21 protein-coding genes and 1 pseudogene are annotated in these 23,783 nt (G+C 39.1%); 7 read left to right on the top strand and 15 right to left on the bottom strand.

The genetic code is table 11. The annotated features are described in order from the left end of the window. Window positions 1–5: 5 nt before the first annotated feature. The 7 genes from M3183_RS23175 to M3183_RS23145 all read right to left on the bottom strand — a co-directional run bounded on the left by M3183_RS23175 (window position 6) and on the right by M3183_RS23145 (window position 6,927). Window positions 6–236, bottom strand: coding sequence for a YiaA/YiaB family inner membrane protein (locus M3183_RS23175; protein WP_251473485.1), 231 nt, complete (start codon window positions 234–236; stop codon window positions 6–8). 132 nt (window positions 237–368) lie between these two features. Then, window positions 369–1,571 carry an MFS transporter gene (locus M3183_RS23170; protein WP_251473450.1) on the bottom strand — a complete coding sequence of 401 codons (1,203 nt, stop codon included), beginning with the start codon at window positions 1,569–1,571 and terminating at the stop codon, window positions 369–371. A gap of 104 nt (window positions 1,572–1,675) precedes the next feature. Further along, on the bottom strand, window positions 1,676–2,269 hold the full coding sequence (locus M3183_RS23165; protein WP_251473447.1) for a DUF421 domain-containing protein: 594 nt from the start codon (window positions 2,267–2,269) through the stop codon (window positions 1,676–1,678). A 620-nt stretch (window positions 2,270–2,889) separates the two neighbouring features. Beyond that, window positions 2,890–3,045: a hypothetical protein gene (locus tag M3183_RS23160; RefSeq protein WP_251473446.1), complete on the bottom strand. Its 156-nt coding sequence runs from the start codon at window positions 3,043–3,045 to the stop codon at window positions 2,890–2,892. 1 nt (window position 3,046) lies between these two features. Next, the gene (locus M3183_RS23155) at window positions 3,047–4,294 is read right to left on the bottom strand and encodes a Ger(x)C family spore germination protein (RefSeq protein WP_251473444.1); all 1,248 of its coding nucleotides are present in this window, start codon (window positions 4,292–4,294) and stop codon (window positions 3,047–3,049) included. Continuing rightward, window positions 4,269–5,378 carry a GerAB/ArcD/ProY family transporter gene (locus M3183_RS23150; protein ID WP_251473442.1) on the bottom strand — a complete coding sequence of 370 codons (1,110 nt, stop codon included), beginning with the start codon at window positions 5,376–5,378 and terminating at the stop codon, window positions 4,269–4,271. Before M3183_RS23150 ends, M3183_RS23155 begins: the two co-directional genes overlap by 26 nt. A 7-nt stretch (window positions 5,379–5,385) precedes the next feature. Continuing rightward, window positions 5,386–6,927, bottom strand: a complete 1,542-nt coding sequence (locus tag M3183_RS23145; protein WP_251473440.1) for a spore germination protein — start codon at window positions 6,925–6,927, stop codon at window positions 5,386–5,388. A 195-nt stretch (window positions 6,928–7,122) separates the two neighbouring features. Here M3183_RS23145 and M3183_RS23135 point away from each other — a divergent pair. From M3183_RS23135 to M3183_RS23120, 4 genes and pseudogenes are all read left to right on the top strand, one after another. Further along, window positions 7,123–8,510 (top strand): annotated as a pseudogene (locus M3183_RS23135) (MATE family efflux transporter). Window positions 8,511–8,594: 84 nt separating this feature from the next. Continuing rightward, window positions 8,595–9,170 (top strand): M15 family metallopeptidase, encoded by a 576-nt coding sequence (locus M3183_RS23130; protein ID WP_396953756.1) that lies wholly within the window; start codon window positions 8,595–8,597, stop codon window positions 9,168–9,170. 402 nt (window positions 9,171–9,572) lie between these two features. Next, complete coding sequence (locus M3183_RS23125; RefSeq protein WP_251473434.1) at window positions 9,573–10,163, top strand: guanylate kinase; 591 nt, start codon at window positions 9,573–9,575, stop codon at window positions 10,161–10,163. Between the two features lie 243 nt (window positions 10,164–10,406). After that, window positions 10,407–11,000, top strand: a complete 594-nt coding sequence (locus M3183_RS23120) for an HAD-IA family hydrolase (RefSeq protein WP_251473432.1) — start codon at window positions 10,407–10,409, stop codon at window positions 10,998–11,000. Between the two features lie 21 nt (window positions 11,001–11,021). Here M3183_RS23120 and M3183_RS23115 read toward each other — a convergent pair whose 3' ends face one another. Then, complete coding sequence (locus M3183_RS23115) at window positions 11,022–11,183, bottom strand: hypothetical protein (protein ID WP_251473431.1); 162 nt, start codon at window positions 11,181–11,183, stop codon at window positions 11,022–11,024. A 134-nt stretch (window positions 11,184–11,317) separates the two neighbouring features. On the opposite strand from M3183_RS23115, the gene M3183_RS23110 reads away from it, so the two are divergent. Further along, entirely contained in the window at window positions 11,318–11,599 is a 282-nt protein-coding gene (locus tag M3183_RS23110) for a YggT family protein (RefSeq protein ID WP_251473428.1), read from the top strand. Window positions 11,600–12,080: 481 nt separating this feature from the next. On the opposite strand, the gene M3183_RS23105 is transcribed toward M3183_RS23110, so the two are convergent. The 4 genes from M3183_RS23105 to M3183_RS23090 form a co-directional block, all read right to left on the bottom strand. Further along, window positions 12,081–15,269 (bottom strand): DEAD/DEAH box helicase, encoded by a 3,189-nt coding sequence (locus M3183_RS23105; RefSeq protein ID WP_251473426.1) that lies wholly within the window; start codon window positions 15,267–15,269, stop codon window positions 12,081–12,083. Between the two features lie 660 nt (window positions 15,270–15,929). Further along, a complete protein-coding gene (locus tag M3183_RS23100; protein ID WP_251473424.1) occupies window positions 15,930–16,472 on the bottom strand; it encodes an NADPH-dependent FMN reductase in 543 nt (180 codons plus the stop codon). A 297-nt stretch (window positions 16,473–16,769) separates the two neighbouring features. Continuing rightward, window positions 16,770–17,300, bottom strand: coding sequence for a YceI family protein (locus M3183_RS23095; protein ID WP_251473422.1), 531 nt, complete (start codon window positions 17,298–17,300; stop codon window positions 16,770–16,772). Window positions 17,301–17,489: 189 nt separating this feature from the next. Continuing rightward, entirely contained in the window at window positions 17,490–18,140 is a 651-nt protein-coding gene (locus tag M3183_RS23090) for a hypothetical protein (RefSeq protein ID WP_251473418.1), read from the bottom strand. A gap of 347 nt (window positions 18,141–18,487) precedes the next feature. Between M3183_RS23090 and M3183_RS23085 the strand changes: the two genes are divergently transcribed. Both M3183_RS23085 and M3183_RS23080 read left to right on the top strand, forming a co-directional pair. Continuing rightward, the gene (locus M3183_RS23085) at window positions 18,488–19,429 is read left to right on the top strand and encodes a hypothetical protein (RefSeq protein WP_251473416.1); all 942 of its coding nucleotides are present in this window, start codon (window positions 18,488–18,490) and stop codon (window positions 19,427–19,429) included. Window positions 19,430–19,472: 43 nt separating this feature from the next. Further along, window positions 19,473–19,988, top strand: a complete 516-nt coding sequence (locus tag M3183_RS23080) for a phage tail protein (protein ID WP_251473413.1) — start codon at window positions 19,473–19,475, stop codon at window positions 19,986–19,988. Window positions 19,989–20,108: 120 nt separating this feature from the next. Here M3183_RS23080 and M3183_RS23075 read toward each other — a convergent pair whose 3' ends face one another. The 3 genes from M3183_RS23075 to M3183_RS23065 form a co-directional block, all read right to left on the bottom strand. After that, window positions 20,109–21,443: a YheC/YheD family endospore coat-associated protein gene (locus tag M3183_RS23075; protein ID WP_251473411.1), complete on the bottom strand. Its 1,335-nt coding sequence runs from the start codon at window positions 21,441–21,443 to the stop codon at window positions 20,109–20,111. A 212-nt stretch (window positions 21,444–21,655) separates the two neighbouring features. Next, window positions 21,656–22,846 carry a MalY/PatB family protein gene (locus M3183_RS23070; protein ID WP_251473408.1) on the bottom strand — a complete coding sequence of 397 codons (1,191 nt, stop codon included), beginning with the start codon at window positions 22,844–22,846 and terminating at the stop codon, window positions 21,656–21,658. A gap of 492 nt (window positions 22,847–23,338) precedes the next feature. Further along, window positions 23,339–23,479 carry a hypothetical protein gene (locus M3183_RS23065; RefSeq protein WP_251473405.1) on the bottom strand — a complete coding sequence of 47 codons (141 nt, stop codon included), beginning with the start codon at window positions 23,477–23,479 and terminating at the stop codon, window positions 23,339–23,341. Between the last annotated feature and the right edge of the window lie 304 nt (window positions 23,480–23,783).

Below are 23,783 nucleotides of genomic sequence, written 5' to 3'. Positions count from 1 at the left end.
TATATTTATAATTGCTCATTTCTTTCTGCTTTACGCTGCTGTTCAGCAATAATTTCATCATCCTCGGCATTATCTCTGACTACTTTCTGCGTAAGAATCGATCCCACAATGACTAACAGCATTACAGCAATATAATACCCCTTCTCATTCAACTCCAAGTCAGCATTATATAATCCTATCGCAAATAATAAGACCCCAGCAAAAAGCGTAAAATATGCTAAAAATGTGAAGGCCATTGTATTTCTTCTTTTATGTTTTGGATGCACTTGGAATTCCTCCCTTTATATCCCATTTATGTCAATATTCATATTATAGGAGAAACATAGGGATGAAGTAAACCTTTTTTAATTGAAAAAAATAATATGGGATTAAACATTCGTTCTTGGCTTAACCGTATTCGATAACCCTTTCCCTTTCCAATAAGCCACTACCATGGCAGTTAGAAGGAAAATTCCCGTGACCGCAAAAACACTCCATATTGGGAAAATACCGCCGATGAACCCGCCTATAATAGGGCCGACCATACCGCCGATTTGATTTGCCGTTTGATTTAATCCGAATGCTCGGCCGCGGAAATTCTCAGCCGTTGATTTCACAACAAGACCATTTAAAGCAGGAAAAACTGCACAGAAGAAGATTCCATAGATAAAACGGATAATAGAAAAACCAATAATTTCACTAACCATAATCTGTGCTAATGTTCCGATTCCGCCTCCGAGAAGTCCAATCACAAGCACACGCTGAAAACCTGCTTTATCTGCCCATTTTCCCCAAAATGGTGCGAACAAGGTACTGGCAATTCCCGGAAGTGAGAACACAATCCCGGCTAATAACGATGCATTTTCAGCAGATCCGCCTAATTTTACTATATATAGTGGAAGAACTGGTTCAATGGTCATAACAGAACCGGCCGTTACAACTGTTAAAAGCAGAACCATCATAAATGGCTTATTGTTCCATGCCTCTTTAAAGTCATTTTTAACAGATCCCCGTTTTTTACTTGGTGTAAAGTTCTCCTCTGTTACCCAAAGAAAAACTAAGATGGTCGATATCAGCACAATAATCCCCGCACTGCCGAAAGCCCAGCGGTTGCCGACCAAATGAGCAATTCCCCCGCCAAGCAACGGTCCGACGATATTTCCGGTTGCGGAAGCTGTTGATATCATAGATAAAGCATATCCGACATTCCTAGACGGTGTATTCGTTCCGATGAGGGCAATCGCGCCTGGAACAAATCCGGTCAACAGCCCCTGAGAAATACGCAAAATCAATAACTGATAAGGATTTGTCACAAAGGCCGTCAAGGTATAAATAATAAACAAACAAAATCCTGCCCTAATAATCATGGGTTTTCGCCCGTATTTATCAGCTACACTTCCCCAAAAAGGCGAGGCAATGGCACCTGCAAAAAAGGCAGCACTAAATAATAATCCTGACCACATTTCTACATTCTTGGTAACACCAATTTGCGGCAAAAAGATTGGTAAAAACGGGATGACCATCGAAAAGCTTGATGAAGTGAAAAAAACTCCTATCCATAAAATCCATAAATTTCGTTTCCAACTCTCCATTGCTAATCGCTCTCCCGCCAATAATCTAATAGAACTTTCTCACTCTACCACAAATTTGAAAAAAAAGAACGTTTTGTGTTCCGAAATACGAAGGAGATACTCACCTATTGAAGGTAGTCTGAGTGGTTTTCCTCCGGATGCTCTATTTCGTTAAAAATCGTGTGATCCTTAGCAGCTGCCTCAGTCGAAAACTGTTGTCCTTGAGGGAAATACAGATTCAGCACTTTTTTTAACTCCCCGATGGTTACCGGCTTTGCATCCTCCATCAGCTCATACCCGAGTTGTCCATTTGGCTCAAGTGTTGCAGTTTTCACATCTTCAATCTTGGAAATCCCTTTATTCCGGAGCCTCATTTCTAATTGATCGACCGACAGCCTCAGCTTGGTCAGCTGCTGAACATCTATTGTCCCATTCTCAATTACCACCATTGACTTTCCCGTGATCAATTTTTCAAGTGGATTAAACCTTAGCTGCAAAAATTCCAAAATCACAGTTAATCCAATAAATACAGCTGCTCCAATGGTTGTACTTACCACACTTTTTCCCACAATCGGCTGGACAATAATCGTACCAATTGAAATCATCACAATCGTTTGGGCAATCGTCATTTGAGAAATGGACTTTCTCCCTGATAATCGTAAAAATACCAGGCCAATAAAGAATAAAAGCAGGGACTTCCACACAATCGTCCAATCCATTATGCAAACCTCCTTTTAACAATTTTCCCTTACTTTTCCCATTGGCAGATGAATTTAATCGAGACTTCATAAAGACATTACTAATTTGAAAACCTATAGAACTGTATTTTTTTATAAAATTCTTTTAGGAAGGTACACAATACCGCATCTAAGTGCAGTGGAGAGGGGGCGAGTGCAGATAGGATGCCGATCACCCCTTCTATGTGCACTGGAGTGGATCCTGAGTGCAGATAGGATATCAATTACCCCTTCTATGTGCACCGGAAAGGATCCTGAGTGCAGATAGGATGCCGATCACCCCCCTCTATATGCACTGGAAAGGCTCCCGAGTGCAGTTAGATAGTCATCGACTGCTTCTTTGTGCACTGGAGCGTCCTGGGTGAAGATGGAAGTCAAATTCACCTCAAACTTGATGAGTTTAAAATATTCAAGAATAAACCCTAGGAATCATCAATACAGCACCAAGAGAAAGTTGATAGGATCTAAGGATTTTATTCGCCTTGATAATCTCGTTAATAGTCGTTCCATATTAACGCGCAATCATCCTATTTACCAGAATTAAAAAAGAACCCGGACCATTTGTCACAGAGTTCATATCTTTATAGGTTTCCTGTAAAATTTTAGAGAACCGAAAAAAACGGCAGGACTATAATGGCAATAACCAGAACAAGGACACCCAGCGCCCCCAACTTTTGTTTTTCCCGCCATAAGCTAATGACAAAGCCAACTGTATAAGCAATAATTCCTATCAGGATAATAATGGTTATCCATTTCAATCTATTTTTCCCCCTTATCTATTTCTGACTGTTTTTTTCCATAATCAATAATTTTAATTTCCGACTTCATATGTATAACAGCGTTTTGATATTTTTTCGCCCAATTGAATTTTTCAAATTCCTGTATGGTTCCAAAATATTTACGTGCATAAAAGGATAACGGGTATGGTGCCTCTTTATACTCTTTTTGGGTGTGCAGCAACAGCTTTTCATATAAGTTTTCAGTATGGGTTTTAATGGCCTTCTTTATTATTTCCTGATTTCTTTTCTCGGAAAAATCAACCTTTGAAGGGTTTGTCATAAGCACCACCCTTAATGGAATGGTGATAAAAATTTGGGGACGTTCCCCTTTTAGGTCCATTTTTACTTTGTTCTTTTCCCGCTTCATCAATCTTACGGCTATCTGTTTCCGTCTTCCTGGAAAAGGATTGGGGACATCTACCAATAAATCCTTGATGTTCGTCGAGTCATCTAGAACATTAGCAAGAACGGTTTCCAAACCATTAATCTTTCCAACCATAACACCATCTTTAAATACCGCTGATCCGATAAATTGGGTATCATCGAATTCCCCTGATGCCTCCACTTGCCCGGCAGTGTACTCATCCTCGCTTTTATACCTTGGGCTTTTTTCCCTTTTAGCTGCTGTGTTCATTGCCAGAAACAAGTCTGATCCTCTTTCTAATGTCGTAAAAAAACGAAAAAGGGTCGAGTCAGGAATTAATCCATTTTCAATCCCATGGTGGATCATATATTGATAATACTTATGTGGTCTTGTTTCCATTCTCGGTTTATTCTTTAAAAAATACTCGCTTGCCTTTTCATTTGATACAGCCAAGTAAGCATTCATTCGAATTTCTTTATCATTTATAATGTCATAGATAATACTAGTAAAACGAGAATCTCTTGCAAGTTCCTCTGAGACAACGATGATTTTCAACAGATCATAGCTGATAATTCTTGAAATAATGGAATTAACCGTCCCTTTGGCTGCAATGATATCATTGGCATCAAATGAAATAATCTCCCTAGGCTTTTCGGGTGAGCCGCCGCCCCCCTGTACGCTTCCTACTTCGGGATTAGCCAACAGCATGGTTACTTGAATTTTTCCTTTATGCTCAGAACGATCAAGCCCAATCCCGATGACATAGGCTCTATCCTCCAGTTCTTCCCGATCCCAGCAGCCTGTTAAAATGGAAATCATAAGGAAAATCACTAAAATTTCACAAACCACTTTTATTCTTAGCATGTTTGAATTCTCCTTTTAACAGGGCGGCAATCCATACCATCAAAGAAATAGCAGCAAATGCTGGTCCTGCAGCAGATTGAACCATTGGCTTCAAGTCATGACTAACATCCATTGATGATTCCGGTATAATTCCAATCATTAAATAGATAGCTGCCAGCGAAGGAATTAAATATTCAAAGTCCTTAATTTTAAACATATAACCAAACATTAAGGCATTCACATATAAAAAGGCTGTAAAGCGAATGAATGCCCCCATAATCCAGATTACAAAGAAAATAATTTCAACATTTGGAATATAATTGCCTAACGAAATATAACGGATCAGCGTATGAAACGGGTAACCTATGGCACCGCTGGATCGGTCAAACAGGACGATAAACATGAGTATTGCCGTACTTATATGAATCGTTACATAACTGTAGGCAATCCAGGTGCCTTTGCGGAATTCTTTACTCGACTTTAGGTAAGGAATGAGCATGGTCAATAAGAAAAAATCAGCAAAAAGAGGAAGCCGATGGATACTTTCTTTAAAAATCCTAGGTATGCCTGATCCCCAAATTGGCAGTATGGCCTGAAAATTACTATCTTGGAAACTTATAATAAAAATAAAATAACCAGATAACAGTGTATAAAAAACAATTAAATAGGATACAGAACCAATGTGCTGAATTCCTTTCTTCGCTCCGTAAGTACAGATAGCCATCAGAATTGCATATAGGACCAGGTGTGGCGTGGAATTAAAGTAAAACGCCTTAATAATATCGATATAGGTTCTGGAATCATACGAAATCCCCAATGAACTAATGATAAAAATAACCAGGCAGACAAGGAAGCCTATATATTTTCCAAGTAATTGCTGAATAACAGAAAAAAGATTTTTTCCCTGAAACAAGGAGATGGTCTTAATTAATAAAAAAAGCGGGACAAAGAATACCACCGCCGACAGAATGGGTACCATCCAAGCTGCGTTTTGACTACCAGTATACAAGAAAGCAGGTGTATCTTCTGTTGCCTTAGAACCAACCATTAGAATTGCAATGGCTGCATATTCACGAATACCAAGTTTTCCAGGCTTCTGCTTCATCTGATTGCTATTCCTTTCTTTGTTTCACCATATCCTTCGGTTTTAAATATCCTGGACGAAATCTTTCCTTCATGGGTACATGACGAATAATCAAATCCTTTGATGAGAAGAAATGCGGTGTCATCGGTGCAAAATAGGGCACGCCAAACGACTTTAATGATGTTAAATAAAAAAGGCCAAGGACAATTAATGCGCCAAAACCATAAATCCCAATAAATCCTGCGGCAAAAATGAATAAAAACCGGGAAAGACGAATGGCAAAATTCAAGCTGGTATCACTAATGATAAAAGAGCTCAAGCCGCTCAGGGCGATCACAATAATGACAATCGGACTGATGACATTAGCTTGAACAGCAGCCTGTCCTAAAATTAAAGCACCGACAATCCCAATGGTCGGACCTATTGGGGATGGCACCCGCAGTCCAGCTTCTCTGATCAGTTCAAAAGCAATTTCCATCATTAAAATTTCAATGATGGATGGAAACGGGACCCGTTCCCTGGCCCCTGCAATCGCCATTAATAAGTCAGGCGGAATCATCCCCACATGATAATTTGTAATGGCAATATAAAAGGATGAGGAAAACATGGATATAAATAAAGCGACTAGCCGTAAAATTCGAATGAAATTACCATACGGCACACGTAAATAGTGATCTTCCGGTGAATGGAACAAGGACCAAAAAGTTGCTGGCAGGACCAGACAGTTTGGCGAATTGGACATTAAAATAACGATGTGGCCTTCTTCAATAAAAGAAACCGCCCGATCAGGCCGTTCTGTATTTAAAATGGTAGGAAATAAGGATCTTGGCCGTTCCTCTAAATACTGTTCTAATAGACTTAAGTCAAGAACACTATCCACCTCAATGGCCTTCAATTTATCTTTTAGCGAATGTAAAGTCTCATGATTAATCAAATCTTTTTCATAGACAAGCATTACATCGTTTCTAGACCGTTTAGAAACAATGAAATGCTCAAAAATTAAATTTTCATTTTTAATCTTTTTACGGATTAACCCCATATTATCGGCTAATTTTTCATTGAAAGCTTCTTTTGCCCCTCTAACAATGACTTCATTATCCGATTTTTCAATACTGCGCCCTTGTACTTTCGATGTTTCAAATACATAGCATTGGTGATCGCCATCGACAATAAGTGCAGTAATACCGCTTGTGATGTTTTCCGTGATATCCCCAATATTGGTGATGGTCTTTTCAACGGGGAAGGAAACGATATCCTGAATCTTCCCAGCTGCATGCTCGTTTTCTATCAGCGGCATCAAAATACTTTTCTGGATCAGTTCTATATCAGTCATGGTGTTCAGATAAATAATAAAGGCATGCCGATTAAGGGCGCGGATCGTAAACTCCCGGACTTTGACATCAACATTTTTGGGTATGCTGAAAATTTGCTTAAAGTTCTCTAAGTTTTGTTCATAATTTGTGCTGATATCCTGTGCTTTTAATTCCATTCTTTCTTGATTAGATTGTTCATTAAAATGTGGTTTTGTATTGAGTACCTTCACTAACGTTTTTAAGATGCTTTTCCCCATTACAAAACCGCCCCCCCAATTTTTATATAGTTTTCCAATTTAAGGACTATTTATGTATGTTTTGCTTCCTCTTTAGGTAACTTTTGGTGTTCATCATTTCCGGTTACTTTGCCCCTTAAATAATAGAAGTTTTATGCTAAAATTTATATATTGTCTTTCTTACGATAAAGGGATAAAGTGAAAGGAAGTTTACACATGAAGCAAGCAGGTGTCAATCGTCTGGGAACCGAACGGGTCGGTAAATTGCTGTTGAACCTGGCATTGCCTGCCATTACAGCTCAGTTTGTCAATATGCTTTATAATGTAGTGGACCGGATTTATATTGGCCACATTCCGGAAATTGGAGCGGCCGCCTTAACTGGTGTGGGTGTTACATTTCCAATAATTATGATGATTGCCGCATTTAGCTCATTAATTGGGATGGGTGGTGCACCAAGAGCAGCAATCAAGCTTGGTCAAGGAAAAATGAGGAAGCCGAGCAAATTTTAGGGAACTGTTTCATTGCTTTGATTGGGATTTCAGTTGTTTTAACCTTCATTTTTTTATTTTCAGGAGAAAAACTGCTTTTTATGTTTGGAGCCGGAACAGAAACCTTTTCATATGCCAAGGATTTCTTTACAGTCTATGTGTGTGGAACCATTTTTGTCCAAATCGCCTTAGGATTAAACACCTTCATTTCCACGCAGGGCTCTGCCAAAATTGCGATGATGACTGTGGTTATTGGAGCTGTCCTTAGTATTATTCTAGATCCAATCTTTATTTTTACCTTAAAAATGGGTGTTAAAGGGGCGGCCCTTGCGAATATCATTGCACAGGCTGTATCTGCCATATGGACATTAAACTTTTTATTTGGAAATAGGACTAAGCTGAAAATCCGTAAAGAGTATTTGAAACTTCAAAAGTCTGTTATCATACCTGTACTGCTGCTTGGGATTTCTCCCTTTATTATGCAAAGCACAGAGAGCCTTTTAAACATTTCGTTTAATTCCTCACTGAAAAACGGTTCGGGGGATCTTGCGGTCGGTGCCATGACGATTCTTTCCAGCCTAATGCAAGTAATGATATTGCCCATTTTAGGTTTAACGCAGGGCGCACAGCCAATTATCAGCTATAATTTTGGAGCAAACAATAATGACCGGGTGAAAAAGACATTTAAATTATTATTCATCTCTTCCGTTAGCTTTTCTTTTATTTTCTGGCTGCTGATGACTATTTTTCCAAGATTCTTTGTTTCGATGTTCACAAATGACCCAAAACTGATTGAAGAAACAGTATGGGCGATGAAAATTTATATGGCCGCTGCCTTTGTGATGGGAGCACAGCTAGCCTGCCAGCAAACGTTTATTGCCGTTGGACAGGCAAAGACATCCCTTTTCCTTGCCCTTTTACGAAAAATTATTCTATTGATTCCTTTAATTTATATTCTGCCAAACTTCTTTTCTAATAAAGAGTTTGCCGTATTTCTTGCGGAGCCGGTATCGGACTTCTTTGCTGTAGCTGTTACCGTGATTATTTTTGCCAATCAATTTAAAAAAATATTAATTGAAAACTCCTTGTCTTCTCCGCAGACAAAAGGAGCTTAACACCGTTTGAAACTTTCGGATGATGGAAAACGTCTCAGTTATAGACACTTAAGAAAGGAACAAAATGTTTTGAAGCGTAAACGAATGGGAAGTTCTATTTATCTATTTGCACTTCTTTTACTGATTATATTTTTCTTTATGAAGGAATCCGGCCTATTTACTACATTTACAATAGATCAAGAAAGTGTCCCGCCACCGGCCAATCTGCATCCGGTTGTGGAAGAACGGAGCGGACAATTCATTAAACAGGCTGCTGATAAAGGGATAACCGTTGTAATCACCGACGGTTTCAGAAGTTCAGAAGATCAGGACCGGCTTTATGAAAAAGGCCGTACTGCCAGTGGAAACATTGTTACAAATGCTAAAGGGGGGCAATCCTACCATAATTTCGGACTGGCGGTTGATTTTGCCTTAAAAACCCCTTCCGGGAATATCATTTGGGATCGTCAATATGATGGAAATAAAAATGGAATAGCAGATTGGACCGAGGTTGTTGAAATGGCGAAAGCATTAGGATTTGAATGGGGCGGTGACTGGGCCCAATTTAAAGACTATCCTCATTTACAAATGGATTTCGGTTTAACCATAGCCGAATTGCAAAGAGGAAAAAGGCCTCCCAACAGCTCTTCTTTAATTGCAGATTCCGAAAAAGACGAATAGTGAATTTACTATTCGTCTTTACTATTTATCCCAAATTAACGGGCAGGATGACCCACTGATGGGGGTTCATCTTGCCGGTAAAATTGACATTATTTTTACAATTAACAAATACCAGGTTAACAAATACAATTTATATTGGGTATATAAATAAATACTCAAAAGGAGCTAATACAAATGAAAGAATTGATTATCCGCCTGGTTATTTTAATGCCCATTTGTGTATGTATTTGTCCATAAAGTTCACAAAATCGCCTCATTTAGTAAATTTATACTACCAATCCATATATTCCTATTTTAAAAATATTCTGTTATAATAGTAATAACCCCACTTCATTCCCAGCACAAGTCCTCGCAGAAAAGGGTCATTTTATTTTCTAATACACATAAAAAGGAGGATACCCTATGTACCAAATCAAAGGAAAAGAAAGAATATTCGTTTACACTGGTCCTGATGGCTCCGGAAGAAAAACCATCGCCAAAATGACAGCCACCGCATTTGATATGGAAGCCGTTATTTCTTACACTACCCGTTCCCCCCGACATTACGAAAAAAATGGTGAAGACTACCACTTCGTTTCAGAAGAGACCTTCAAACAAATGGAAGCTGAGCAGGTATTTCTAGAGAGTGTTGAAATCGATGGCTTCCATTATGGAATTCGAGAGCAGGATGTCGCAGAAGCCTTTAAAAATCATAATCTTGTCTATCTAACCTTAAATCCAGAAGGGGCAGAAAAATTAAAATCGCTATACGGAGAAAAAGTTACCCGGATTTTTGTTTATGCTGACCGGGATACAGTTATTAAGAGACACCGTGAACGCGAGGATACAGAAGACGTCATTAATCGCCATTTGAGTCATTATGACGAAACGATGAATTACAAAAGCAGCTGTGAACATGCTTTTGAAAATTTCGACTCCCCTCAGGTTGCATACCAAGTCAGCGAATTAATCGAAACCTATTTGGACAGAAATCTTACAGTTACAGATTATTAATATGGTTAAAGGCGAACGGCGATTGTGCTTTTTCGCCTTTTTTATGGATTTTTTTAACCGTTTTTTAACCAATGGTTAACAGCTGGTTCATAGTTTATTAACATACGTGCACTATACTTTTAGTCAGTGGGGATAGCACGCGTGGCTATCATGGTATATGGCGAAGGCGGAGCCAGTACTGCATTATTGCAAGTTTTTCCTTTTTAAATCATAATAGGTAAAAATGATGGAAAGGAGTCTTGCATGAACATTTTGTGGGATTTCGATGGTACTCTTTTTGATACTTACCCGGCATTGGTCGAAGGCTTTGTTGAATTAAGCGGGCAGGATTTGGACCGCAAAGACGTGTTAGAATGGCTGAAAATCGATTCAAAAACAGCGTTTAGACATTATGGCATCAGCGAGAATCAAAGAGAAGAATACCAAAGATTACATAATAAGTATTCAAAATCACACAGCAAGCCATTTGACCATATAGAGAAGGCTCTGGCGGCAGCTGGAAACAATATTATCGTGACACATCGCGATAAGGAATCTACCATGTTTTTATTGAAAAAATTTCAATTAGAAAAATATTTTATAGAAGTCGTTTCAGTGGAGGAACAAGGTTTTACAAGAAAGCCGCATCGTTCTTCCTATGAGCATGTACTGAAAAGTTATCCCATTGATTTAGTAGTTGGCGACCGAGACCTGGACCTCATTCCTGCCCGGGAGTTAACCATTGCAACAGCAGCCTTTCGCTCTAAAATTGAAGCTGACTATCATTTCGACAGCTATTCGGAGTTTATTCCTTTGGTTTTAGAGCCGGTGAAACTGAATTTAGAGAAAAAACTCTAAATTATCCACACTCATCGAACTTTATAAGTTCCATATAAAAGCCCCTTTTTTGAGGGGCTGCTGCTTATTCTGGTCACTTTCAACAATCTCCATATTTCGTTCTTTAGTTTTGGCCGGCCATGATTCTTTTATTTCTCCAGTAACCCACACAACAACCACTTTTTTGTAAACTTTAGCAACCATTCACCTATTTTATGGGGATACCCGTTTCCTTCTTTAAAAAGTAATTTTGAAACTTTATTAGAATTCATTCGTATATGTTAGTATCATCACAAAGTGTGTATACTATTAAAAAATTATATAGGCAGGAGAATAAAATGGGGGCAAACATTTTACAAATAGGATCACTTGCATTTGAAGTATATTATTGGCTTATCTTAATTGCCATATTTGGTTCCTGGTTTCCTCGGTTTCAAGAATCAAGGATTGGGACATGGATTATGAAACTGGTAGAGCCCTACTTAGGTTTCTTCAGAAAATTCATCCCTCCGCTGGGACCTATTGATTTTTCACCGATTATTGCATTGCTTGCTTTAAAATATGTTGGGGTATTCGCGCTTGAGGGCCTGCGTCAATCATTAAATGTAATTGGAATTTAAATGCAGCTATTATAGAATAGCTGCGTTTTTTCTTGTGGATAATCTGAATTTTCCTGTGAAGTTATTCTTTATTTGCGGATAATCTGTTAATACTTGCAGATTGCTCCACTTTTCTTGTGGATAATTCTGAATTTTCCTGTGAAGTTATTCCTTATTTGAGGATAATCTGTTTATACTTGCGGATTGCTCCACTTTTCTTGTGGATAATTCTGAATTTTCCTGCGAAGTTATTCTTTATTTGCGGATAACCTGTTTATATTTGCGGATTGCTCCACTTTTCTTGTGGATAATCTGAGTTTTCTTGCGAAGTTATTCCTTATTTGCGGATAACCTGTTTATACTTGCGAATTCTCATCCTTCCACAGGCTACTCGCCCATTCTAAATTTAGAGTCCTTTATAGATGACCTTTATACCTGAAAAATCAATCGAGAGGGTAAATAAAAATTCAAAGGACAGCTAAATCATCATTAACCGTCCTTACTAAACCATCAATATCTCCCTAATATCTTCTTCCGTCAGGGTCCCCATGATTTTCTCATCTGAATCAATGATTTCCTCCACTAAATGTCTCTTTTTATCTTGAAGTTCATTCATTTTTTCTTCGATGGTTCCACGGGATACCAGCTTGATTACCTGGACAACATTTTTCTGTCCCATTCGGTGGGCGCGGTCTGCTGCCTGCTCCTCAACTGCTGGGTTCCACCATGTATCATATAAAATAACGGTATCTGCCCCCATTAGGTTTAGACCGGTGCCCCCCGCTTTTAAGGATATGAGAAACAGATCTCGTTCACCAAGATTAAACCGTTCACAGATTTCTACCCGATCTTCTGCCGGCGTCTGTCCATCAAGGTAAAAATAGGGCATTCCTTTTCTTGTCAACGCTCTGCCAATCAAATCAAGCATTTTGGTAAACTGTGAAAAAATCAGCACACGTCTTCCAGATAGCCTTGCTTCCTCTAAAATCTGGAGCAGCTGATTAAATTTGGCGGAACTTCCTTTATAACCTTCCACGAACAAACCTGGATGGCAGCAAATTTGCCTTAAACGGGTTAACCCTGCCAAAATTCTAATGCGGTTTTTCCGGATCGTATCTTTATCCAGATGTTTCAATGTATCATGTCTTAGCTTAGCCAAATAAGCTGCATACAGTTTCTTTTGTTCTGGAAGGAGCTCCACTGTTTCCAGCGAATCTACTTTTTCCGGAAGCTCTGACAAAACATCTTCTTTTATACGGCGAAGCAAAAATGGCCGGATTCGCCTTGCTATATGTTTACTAGAAAGTTTGCTATATTCCTTCAGTCCACGGAAAAGTTCAGGGAAAACCACATGAAAAATGGACCACAATTCCTCTGACGAATTTTCAACTGGTGTTCCGGTTAAGGCGAAGCGATGATGAGCTTTTATCTTTTTTACTGCCCGTGCCGTTTGTGTCAAGGGATTTTTAAAGGCCTGTGCCTCATCGAAAAACACAGTATGAAAGGGTTGTTTTTCAAACCAGCCAATCTCCCTGCGTAATAACGGATAAGAGATAATGAAAACATCCACACCTGTTAATTCTTTTAACTGCTTAGCGCGCTCTGCTTTCGTTCCATCAATCACCACTGCCTTAAGCTCACTCCCGGCAAATTTCCGGAATTCGTTTAGCCAGTTATATGTCAACGATGATGGGCAGACAATTAATGCAGGAAGCTTTTCCCGCCGGATATCTGGCAGCACTGACACGATAAAAGCAATACTTTGTATCGTTTTTCCAAGTCCCATATCATCGGCTAAAATCCCGCCAAAACCGTAATAGGCAAGTGTCTTCATCCACTTAAATCCATGCTTTTGGTATTCTTTGAGGATTGAATCTAAACTTTTTGGCACCTCGAATACTAAGCTTCCAGGATTATGAAGATGATTTAAAAATTGCCTGAACGATTCCTCCAGCTTAAATGTGTCACTCACTTCAACTGTATCAAGCAGCTCCAAACATTGTTCAAAAGGCAAATCCAGCCCATTCGATAAGTCCATTGGTTTTACAATGGGGGAGTGAAGAAAACGTTGCACCTCTTCAAATTCTGTCGACTGCAGGGAGAGCAGCGAACCATTCGGCAAGCGGTAATACTTCCGTTTTTCCTCCAAAGCCGCTAAAATGTCACGAATCTGCTGCTCATTAATTCCGTCCATTTCAAACTTGAACTCCAGCCAATTCGTCCGCTCCTTTTTCACCTTGACCCTAATCTGCGGATGAAGGCTCTCTCGAAAGATTCGATTTCTAATCGCTGTTGTTGCATAGATTTGTACCAGCTTTTGCAGTTTCGGAACCATATGATACAAAAACTCATATTCCAGTTCTTCATTATGCAAAAAATAACCGCCGTCCGTCTTGGCAAACCCGCTTTCCTCCATCAGATTGAGGATTTCGTCCTCTTTTTCTACATCTCGTAAGATCATAGAGCCAACAGGAAGTTCCCTGCCCTCCAAAGGATTAATATTCCAATTTTCATAGTGGAATTCGAGACCAGCTAAAAGGCGGTTCCTCACACGGTCAAGGTAAAGCTTCGCTTTCAATGGCGTGCTCATCAGCTGTTCTCGAACTGCTTTTGAAAAATGGACCTGTCCCAGTCTCTTTAAACCTGCTGCCACTTTTTCAAGAAAAAAATGAACTTGCTCTTTTGGAATGGGTATTTGGTTGGTTTTAGAGGTCTCCAGCATCTTCTTTAATTCTAAAAGCCGCCTGCAGTCGTGGTCTTTCAGCTTTTTTATTTTTCCAGCATACAATACAGAACTATAGGAATCCAAGATTAGCAGCTGATGGAAACCGGTAACCTGCAGTTGATAACCTTTCCCTTCGATTTCGGCAAAATTAAACTGCAGCGGCAGTGAATCTTCTGTTGCCTGCAGTCCTTCATATGTTTGTCCGTCATGCTTCAGCTTCACATTCGGTGCTTTTAAAAGCAGCGGCAAAAGTCGTTCCCATGAAGCCGATGGAATCAAAAGCATCTGGTCGTTTACCTTGCCTAACGGAGAAGCACCATACACCTTTTCATCACGAATTACTTGAATCAGCTGTTGAATGACGGCATCGTCTGTATTGGAAAAGCACTGCTGGTTTGAGTCATATGTGAATAAATCTGAGAGTACTGCGGGCTGACTTTCCATTACTTTCTCAAGGAAGGCACGGATGTTTTCAACTTCAGCTGCACCGATGATATTCATTTCCATTCCGAATATGAACCGCCTATTGCCAGCTGGGACTGGTCTGCAGATAAATTCAACATCGAGTACTGTTCTTTTTTCAAAATGAAGCTGATGGCCGCTGGACCTGACAGGTTGATTATTAAAAAGGGTTAAAAGCCCTTTTGTTAATTCTGATTTTGGTATATCCGGTGTAGTCCCCAGCCGCTGGTTTTCATTAATCGCTATTAAAACAGCAGCAATATGCTGACAATCTTTATCAAAGGATGCCAGCTTAGGACATGTACATGCAGCATGGATCCCGCCGCTCATGCCGGTTTCCACTGTCACATGGAATTTTTCTTCTCCGATAACTGTCGCCCGGCAGCGGTTGTCACTATATTCTTCAAAAACTACTTTATTTGAGCGATAAAAATAATCCCCTCTTTTGAAGGAGACAGTCCCGCACATTTCTTTGATGCGTTTAAGAGTGATAGTTATGTTCATGCATGAATTGTCTCCTTTCCGAATCAGTTTCTTTCATCTATTGTACATTTTTATTATGTTTTTTAAAAATCTTATGATAGGAAAAACGGCTTTTGGAAACTATGAATAATTTTTCACGACTGGAAAGGAAATTTGATTGGATGTTGGGGTTTTAGTTTGGTAAATGAGGCAACTGGAGAAGCACTACGTGACTGTCATTGATCTTTGATGGGGCCTTTGGGTAGCTAGAAGCTCTCTACCTTACCATAACGGATTTTTTGTTGGGATTTCTGGCACCTAGAACCACTCTACGTGACCGGAACTGATTTCTGGTAGAGCTTTCGGGCACCTAGAACCATTCTACTTTACCGTAAAGGATTTTTTGTTGAGATTTCGGGCAGCTAGAACCGTCCTACTTTACCGTAACGGATTTTTTGTTGAGATTTAGGGCAGCTAGAGCCGTTCTACTTTACCATAACTGATTTTTTGTTGAGCTTTCTGTCACTAGAACCACTCTATTGTGACCGTCATTGATATTAGTTTTAGCATTCGGTAACGCAGAATTGCTCTACATTACCATAACTAAAAATAGAATAGGCATTGGGTCACATAGAAGGTCTCTACGCGACCGCAACAGGAATTAATTTGAATGCTGGAGCACAGAGAAATGCTCAGCATCCATTAAACGTACAATTTCATCCATTCCATAAAATTAGAAACTACTTGATCTAAGAAAGCAACGGTTCCTTCATCGGTAATATTTCCTTCTTCGTCCATTTTTGTATGAACAGCACCAACGTAGACATCATTTCCAATCAGTACTGGTGATTGCAGACCTGCTGCAAATAGAATGTCACGCAAATGGCCTTGGGCTTTTACCGTTCCAAGAACACCCATGGATGCACCCATGATCCAAGATGGTTTGCCAATCATGACTTTGTCGACACGTGACAACCATTCAATGGCATTTGCAAGAACACCTGGAATGGTTGCGTTATATTCAGGTGTCACCCATAATACAGCATCTGCTGCTTTAACCTTTGATTTAAACTCGACAACCTCTGCCGGCGGTTCATTTTCAATATCTTGATTGTACAACGGTATGTTAGATAACTCTAAAATCTCTAAATCAAATTTATCTGCATAACGTTTTTGCACATATTGAGCTAATTTTTTATTATAAGAATCTTTACGAACACTTCCTACTATTGCTGCTATTTTCAAAATCAACAACTCCTTCCCCGCCTTTTCATTGGCCGGTAAATATCTTTAATAAAGGATAGGATAGTCAACTTCTAATTGAATATCAAATATTTTGAATTAAGTTCTCTTCATTCAGTTATTTGGACCTATTTTTCCTCAATAAAAAATAACATATTTATAATCCTATTTGCCTATCAAATTAATCAGAATAGGTGAACCCATTTTCTGTACTCTTTTGGCAGCTATCATGATAAAAAGACATCCAAATGTTAGTGGATGTCTTACATCTGTACAGAAATTATAATATCACTAAAAACATTACCCTTTAGCTGCCTGAATTTCTAATGAAATTTGCACCTGATCTGCAACTAACACGCCGCCCGTTTCTAATGCCGCGTTCCATTTAAGTCCATATTCACTCCGGCTAATGGATCCATGTGCTTCAAACCCTGCTTTTTCATTTCCCCACGGGTCTTTCCCGCTTCCTTCATAACTAACTAAAAAAGTTTCTTGTTTCGTGGTGCCGCGAATGGTTAAGTCACCTGTTACGTCATACTCACCTGGACTTTTCTTCGTAATTTGCGTTGATTTGAAAGTCATATTTGGATGATTTTCCACATCAAAAAAGTCAGCTGAACGCAGATGGTTATCACGCTCTTCATTACGCGTGGAAATACTGTTTACATCTACGGTAAATTCAATGGATGCTGTCGTTAAATCCTCGACATCGGCATCGATTGACGCTTCAAACTTTTCAAACGTGCCTTTTACTTTTGACACCATCATATGTCTAATTGCAAAATCAATGCTGCTGTGTGCCGGGTCTACAACCCATTTTTCCTTTGCCATTTTAACAGCCCCCTAAAATATCTTAAATCATTAAATAAAATAAACAATTGAAATGATTTTTATTCATCATTCTTAAGTGGACCAAAGAAAAAACAAGTCAATAGACAAAGTGCAGCTATTTCAAGAACTTGATAGTAAATTTCTATTAAGTCGCATGGGGAATACCTCGATGCTTTGAAAAGTGAACAGCTACAGCCCTGTTCGGTCCGGAACCATTACCTCCAACTTTCCACCATGATTTACCACTTCAATAATTTTATCTGTAAATAGATAAGGAGTATCATAGTGGTCTTGTTTTTTAAGTGCTATGTAACTATTGTTTGCAGTCAAAACCGGAAAGACCACATTTGTTTTCTTTAAGAAATTCTGAGCAACTTCTATTTCAATCATTAAAATAATCTGTTTCTGAGATATAGCAAAAAACAGTTTCCCTGTCTCCCTATCCTTCTGAATCATTTTAACCTGCTGCATTAGAGAAATCAGGCAGGTGACAAAGTCATTAATTGGCTCGTTCTCCAAGGGTTCCAGCTGACAACCCGCCAGTGTTTTATTAAGTTCACTCTTTATTTCCCTAAAAGAAAAAACATCATCCACCCGAATCGCTGCTTTTGTTTTCCCAAGCTGTTCAAACTTCTTCCTTGATGCAAAAAGTTTTTCCTTAATAGAGCCATTGTACTGATCCCGCTTCATTACAAAATCAGCAAGCTCCTGAATACAGCCATTTTCCTTACTATGCTTTTGGATTAAATGTAAAAAAGCATAACAATCCTTCTCATCAAAATTATGGTCACGCAGTTTTTCATAATAGTATTTCATTAACCCTTGTTCTTTAATATCCATTCGTCTACTCCTAGAAGAAAAAATTCACATTTTCAATTGTACCTTCACTTAATAATCATTGGATAGTAAAAGGCTTAGTAAATTCTCAATATTATCTTCTTTAATGCAACTATAAGCTTCAAATTACATTATTTAGATCTGTATCCTCTTAAGCATTTTTTAGTTTTTTTGGCGGGATTTGCGTCGTTTATTTATTCGGCATTCCCCTTCATTTATTGACAATCAACTCTGGGTTTAAAAAATGGATGCGATTAAAATGGGCTGTCTTATAGTCTATTAGTACAAGCAGTCCTCCCTGTTAAGGAATAGTAATAGTAGTACTTATTCTTTATAAAGGAGTGATTTCAATGGGGATTTGGCCAATACAGGGGTGCCAATGTGTGTATGGAGACGGTTCAGCAGGTCCTCTAATTGTAGAAGAAGGGCAGACGCTTGATGCTAGTATCGCAGGAGGATTAGTTAATTTACCTGCTGGTGCTAATTTGCAATTTTCGCATATAGAAATAGCCGGAGTATTAATTCTTCCAAGCGGAATGGTACTTCGATCTTCGGGTGATATCACTATAACCGGCACAGTTACTGTCAATCCTGGTACACATGATTCAGGAAACGGTGAACCACATCCTGGCAGATCATTAGCAGCCGCAGGGATTTACAACGGCGGTGTTGGCCTAGGAGAACTTCAAGCTTCGCAAATACTCCTGCCAGGCCCAGCTGCTGGTGGTGCCGGCCAACGAATTCTGGAAGGAATTGGCGGAAGCGGCGGAGGATCAGTGATTTTCTTAGCTGAAGGAAATATTTCAATTAGCGGTATAGTCCGTGCTGACGGGGAAGACGGGGGAAATCCACAAACTTTAGGAAGACAAATTGTTGGTTCAGGCGGCGGGGCAGGTGGAATAATCGTTGCTGCTTCTAAAGGAACCCAGACAATCAATGGAGTTATCAGTGCCATTGGCGGAAATGGTGCTAATGGCTGGGATGGAAATGGAGGAGATGGCGCTGGTGGCGGCGGTGGCGGCGGCGGCGGGATTATCCATTTGATCTCGACAATTCCTCCCATTGTCACGGGTACGATTAAAATAAATGGCGGCTTAGGAGGACAAAACGCTTCTGGAGTGACCGGCCATATTGCTGTTGGCGGCGGGGGTGGTGCCTGTGGAGGAAACGGGGGAAACGGCGGGGGTTCGCCTATTATTGGTCAAGCTGCAATTGCAGCTCAATCCGGAATTCAGGGACAATTTTTCCAAACCATCGTTCCTTCACCAGAAAATTTACTGATTATTTCCTAGTTCATAACAATTGCAAACTATAAATTTAAAGGAGGAAATCATTTTGTCAGAACCATTTATTGGTGAAATTCGACTTTTTGCCTTTAATTTTGCTCCAGTTGGCTGGGCTATGTGTAATGGTCAACTATTACCAATAGCGCAAAATACTGCTTTATTCGCCTTAATAGGAACAACGTACGGGGGGGATGGCCGGACCACTTTTGCTTTACCTGATTTAAGAGGACGTGTCGCTATGCATCTTAATGGCGGAAATCCCAATCTATCACCACGGCAGCAAGGAGAGTTCGGCGGAAGCGAAACACACACTCTTAGTGTAAATGAAATGCCAACACATTCTCACGTGGCAAGTGCCAGTCAAACTGAGGCGAATACGATTTTTCCAACTAATAATATTTGGGCTGTGACTGAACAACCTGCCTACTCACAATCTCAAAATACAACCTTAGCTTCTTCAGCAATACAGCCCGCTGGCGGTAATCAGGCACACAATAATCTACAGCCTTATTTGGTACTGAATTATTGTATTGCATTACAAGGTATATTTCCTTCAAGGGTGTAGTTACTTTAAATCAGATAAAAGGCTCTTTTAGAGGCATGTCTGCCATAAATTATAAAAAATCAAAAAAGGGATGATACCTATTACACATGACTATTAGGTATCATCCCTTTTACTATTTGGTTAAAAACCCGCTAGAAATTTCCCATATCGGAATGGTGCAGTGACTATTTTTCTATAAAGTTTCTTATTATTTATATGGAGTGGAAATCGATGATACGTATCTTTTGTATTCACTTCTAAAATCCATACCTTTCCATCATGATCCACCATCAAATCAATTCCAAGATCCCCGTAATTACCGTATTGGTCAAATACACGACAAATTTCAAACGCGATTTTTTTTATCTCTTCTACTTTATTTTGCGCTTTTTTATTATTCATACCGAATGCTTGACGGAAAGTCTTCAATCCAGAGCGAATATAACCCGATCGCGAAAAATTTGTAATAATTCCTCCACTCTTCCCAAATTTACCGAATACACCTGAACAGTCCCACTTCCCTTTTCCATCCTTTTGCATAATGATTCTAAAATCGATAGGTCTATTTTGATACCTTTTCATGGTGATCGCTTGCTGGGCTAGGTATTCCTTGTTTTGAAGTTTATGAAACCACTTCTGAATACTCTTAGGGTGCTCTATCAGTTTTTGAGAACCAGCTGGATTTCTAAAAGATGGATAGGTTACGATATAGCCGGCAGGGCTTTTCTCAACCTTTCTAATCCCCCTTGAAAGGGTCCCGCCTGTCGGTTTTAAATAAATGGAATCATATTGATTCAACATGTTTTCCAACACCGTTATGTCTGTTAATAGCATAGTCGCAGGAAGGTGTGAACGAAGGCTTTCGATTGGAGATAGACGTTTCCAAAGCTCCCATTTGTTGAAAGAACCTGGGGAAAAACTGTTAAATATACAATCTCCCATAGTTGTTTGCAGATCATCGAACACATTTTTCGGCAGATTTTGTCGGTTATATGCTGCTCCTGGATAGGGGAACGTTCCAGATTTCCAATGATTTGAAGATCCATTTACATTTGGATCAAAATAAAATCCTTTTATTTGCTTTTTCCGAGTATCTATTGTGTTCCATCCACACAAATAGACTAGTCCTTGAATATTTGGGTAATCAGAAAAATATGCACGATATTTATTCATTTCTAAGATGGTCATGTCCTTTAAATCGGAAAAAACAATTAAAGCTATAACGGGGCCAAGTTTAAGTGTTGTATTATCTCTCTTTAATACATAAGGAAGCGTGTCGGGAATGGTATATACATCTTTCCAGTGTTTCGGTAACCCTATCTTTTCATCTGGAAAATCACTCTTCACCTGAACTTGTACATTCTGTGTCCATGAACCGAATTGAAATGTCAAAACGCCGGATGAAATGTCATACATAGTTGCAGATTTTTGTGACAGCTGAATCTTACTAGTCTCAGCAATCCATTCAATATACATTTTCTACCAACTCTTTCAAGTATCATCTATCTCAGATTATGTTGTTTTTAGAAAAAATGCTTGGACGATTATACATGTTTAGACTAATTTCCTAGTGTATGAAAAAGCCTGAACTGAGTTAAATAAAAATTGAATATAGGTTTGATTGTTCAAATGAAATTTAGGAATAAATTAAAGACAGTATCGGGCTCCCGATACTGCCTTTAAAAAATCTATTTGACTGCCTGAAGTTTTTTAACTGCTTTTACGAGTCTTTCCAGCCCTTCCATCATTGTTTTTGTTGGGCAGGCAATATTCATACGTTCAAATCCATCTGCTTCTTCACCAAAAATATATCCTTCATCCAAGAACACTTTTGCTTCATTATGCATGAATTTTTCTAATTCATCATTAGCCATCCCATAGGCATTAAAATCCATCCATTGCAGATAGGTCCCTTCTAGATCATAGACTTTTACATCTGGTAAATGTTCAGCTAGATATTTCTTTAACTCAACATGGTTATGATGGATGTGCTCAATTAGTTGTTCAAGCCACTCTTCACACTCTGTATAGGCAATTTCACATGCTTTATAACCAAAAATATTTAATTGGTGGAATCCAATGCTTGCAAGTTCCTTTTGAAAGGCTTCCCTAAGTGCTTCGTTTGGAATAATGATATTCGAAGCCTGAACTCCTGCCAGATTAAATGTTTTACTTGGAGCTGTACAGATAATCATATTATTTGCGGCTTCCTCGGAAATAGCAGCAAATACCGTATGCTGATACCCAGGCATTATTAAGTCATTATGAATTTCATCTGATACGATTAATACATTGTTCCGTAAGCAAATATCTGCTACTTTCTCAAGCTCCTCTTTCTTCCAAACACGGCCGACTGGATTATGCGGGCTGCAAAACAATAATATTTTATTCTTCGGATCTTTTGCCTTTTGTTCTAAATCCTCATAGTCGATAACATATGTATTTCCATCATTAATAAGTGGATTCTTCACCACATTTCGGCCATTTTGCTCAATCGCCATATAAAAAGGATAGTAGACAGGAGAGTTAATGATAACGCCGTCACCTGGATTTGTATAGGCACGGACAGCGGTATAAAACGCAGAAACAACACCCGATGAATTTACAATCCATTCCGGCTTGATTTCCCAGTTATGGCGTTTCTTCATCCACCCGCTTACTGCGTTATAGAATCCTTTTGTTGGAACAGCATATCCTAAAATAATTTCATCTAAATATTTCTTTAACCCCTCGATGATTTCAGGAGGATTCTTTAACTCCATATCCGCTACTGAGTAAGGAACGATTCCCTCCACATCAGGATTCAGCTTTTTCATTTGTTCCCATTTCGATGAACCAGTATTGGAACGGTCCACCAATGTCTCAAAATCATATTTCATTTTATTCAACTCCATTAACTTTTTTAATTTATATGAGGATTCAAAGATGTTGAACTAACAATACTATTCTAACACATTCGGCCCTGTTTCTTATTGTATTAGAAATGGGGTATTATTTCTTTACCTTGAATGGACGGGCGTGTACTGCCTTAACAAGCCTATATTCCCCCTGTGATCACTTTATATTCACCTGGTCAAGTGACAACTCTTGTACCGCCTTATTATTAAGAGGCGGAATTAGGCACACATCCGTAAAACATTGCACAACTGTTTACTGCACTCTTTTATAGGAGTGATGAAAGACAGAATTGGGGCGTATCACCAGTAAACTGTCTTTCATAAGCTCGATGAAAGACTAAATCCGGACAAATCACCTGTAAACTGTCTTTCATAAGCTCGATGAAAGACTAATTCGGGGCGAAATACCTGTAAACTGTCTTTCATTGGTTGGATGAAAGACTAATTCGAGGCAAATCACCTGTAAACTGTCTTTCATTGGCTGGATGAAAGACTAATTCGGGGCAAATCACCAGTAAACTGTCTTTCATAGGCACGATGAAAGACTAATTCGGGCAAATCACCAATAAACTGTCCTTCATAAGCACGATGAAAGACTAATTCGGGGCGAATCACCAGTAAACTGTCCCTCATAAGCTCGATGAAAGACAGAATCAGGGCGTATCACCTGTAAACTGTCTTTCATTGGCACGATGAAAGACTAATTCTGGGCGAAATACCTGTAAACTGTCCTTCATAAGCACGATGAAAGACTAATTCTGGGCGAAATACCTGTAAACTGTCCTTCATAAGAGTCAAGTCCTAGTTTTTGTGTAAAATCACTGGCAAGTGCTTTCATCCTATACCCTTTCATTTTTTTTGCGAAACTTCCATGGATTTTAAACTTCATATCCGGAAAGGGATGTCAAATGGTTTTCAA

Source organism: Neobacillus mesonae (assembly GCF_023715155.1).
GTDB lineage: Bacteria > Bacillota > Bacilli > Bacillales > Cytobacillaceae > Neobacillus > Neobacillus mesonae_A.
Note: the sequence above shows the minus strand (reverse complement) of the source record. Positions and strands in the feature narration are given on the sequence as shown.

Excerpts from the sequence above, each read along its gene's own strand:
- M3183_RS23175 (WP_251473485.1), bottom strand. The coding sequence starts at position 236 with ATGGCCTTCACATTTTTAGCATATTTTACGCTTTTTGCTGGGGTCTTA.
- M3183_RS23170 (WP_251473450.1), bottom strand. The coding sequence starts at position 1,571 with ATGGAGAGTTGGAAACGAAATTTATGGATTTTATGGATAGGAGTTTTT.
- M3183_RS23165 (WP_251473447.1), bottom strand. The coding sequence starts at position 2,269 with ATGGATTGGACGATTGTGTGGAAGTCCCTGCTTTTATTCTTTATTGGC.
- M3183_RS23155 (WP_251473444.1), bottom strand. The coding sequence starts at position 4,294 with ATGCTAAGAATAAAAGTGGTTTGTGAAATTTTAGTGATTTTCCTTATG.
- M3183_RS23150 (WP_251473442.1), bottom strand. The coding sequence starts at position 5,378 with ATGAAGCAGAAGCCTGGAAAACTTGGTATTCGTGAATATGCAGCCATT.
- M3183_RS23145 (WP_251473440.1), bottom strand. The coding sequence starts at position 6,927 with ATGGGGAAAAGCATCTTAAAAACGTTAGTGAAGGTACTCAATACAAAA.
- M3183_RS23130 (WP_396953756.1), top strand. The coding sequence starts at position 8,595 with ATGGGAAGTTCTATTTATCTATTTGCACTTCTTTTACTGATTATATTT.
- M3183_RS23125 (WP_251473434.1), top strand. The coding sequence starts at position 9,573 with ATGTACCAAATCAAAGGAAAAGAAAGAATATTCGTTTACACTGGTCCT.
- M3183_RS23120 (WP_251473432.1), top strand. The coding sequence starts at position 10,407 with ATGAACATTTTGTGGGATTTCGATGGTACTCTTTTTGATACTTACCCG.
- M3183_RS23115 (WP_251473431.1), bottom strand. The coding sequence starts at position 11,183 with ATGGTTGCTAAAGTTTACAAAAAAGTGGTTGTTGTGTGGGTTACTGGA.
- M3183_RS23110 (WP_251473428.1), top strand. The coding sequence starts at position 11,318 with ATGGGGGCAAACATTTTACAAATAGGATCACTTGCATTTGAAGTATAT.
- M3183_RS23105 (WP_251473426.1), bottom strand. The coding sequence starts at position 15,269 with ATGAACATAACTATCACTCTTAAACGCATCAAAGAAATGTGCGGGACT.
- M3183_RS23095 (WP_251473422.1), bottom strand. The coding sequence starts at position 17,300 with ATGGCAAAGGAAAAATGGGTTGTAGACCCGGCACACAGCAGCATTGAT.
- M3183_RS23090 (WP_251473418.1), bottom strand. The coding sequence starts at position 18,140 with ATGGATATTAAAGAACAAGGGTTAATGAAATACTATTATGAAAAACTG.
- M3183_RS23085 (WP_251473416.1), top strand. The coding sequence starts at position 18,488 with ATGGGGATTTGGCCAATACAGGGGTGCCAATGTGTGTATGGAGACGGT.
- M3183_RS23075 (WP_251473411.1), bottom strand. The coding sequence starts at position 21,443 with ATGTATATTGAATGGATTGCTGAGACTAGTAAGATTCAGCTGTCACAA.
- M3183_RS23070 (WP_251473408.1), bottom strand. The coding sequence starts at position 22,846 with ATGAAATATGATTTTGAGACATTGGTGGACCGTTCCAATACTGGTTCA.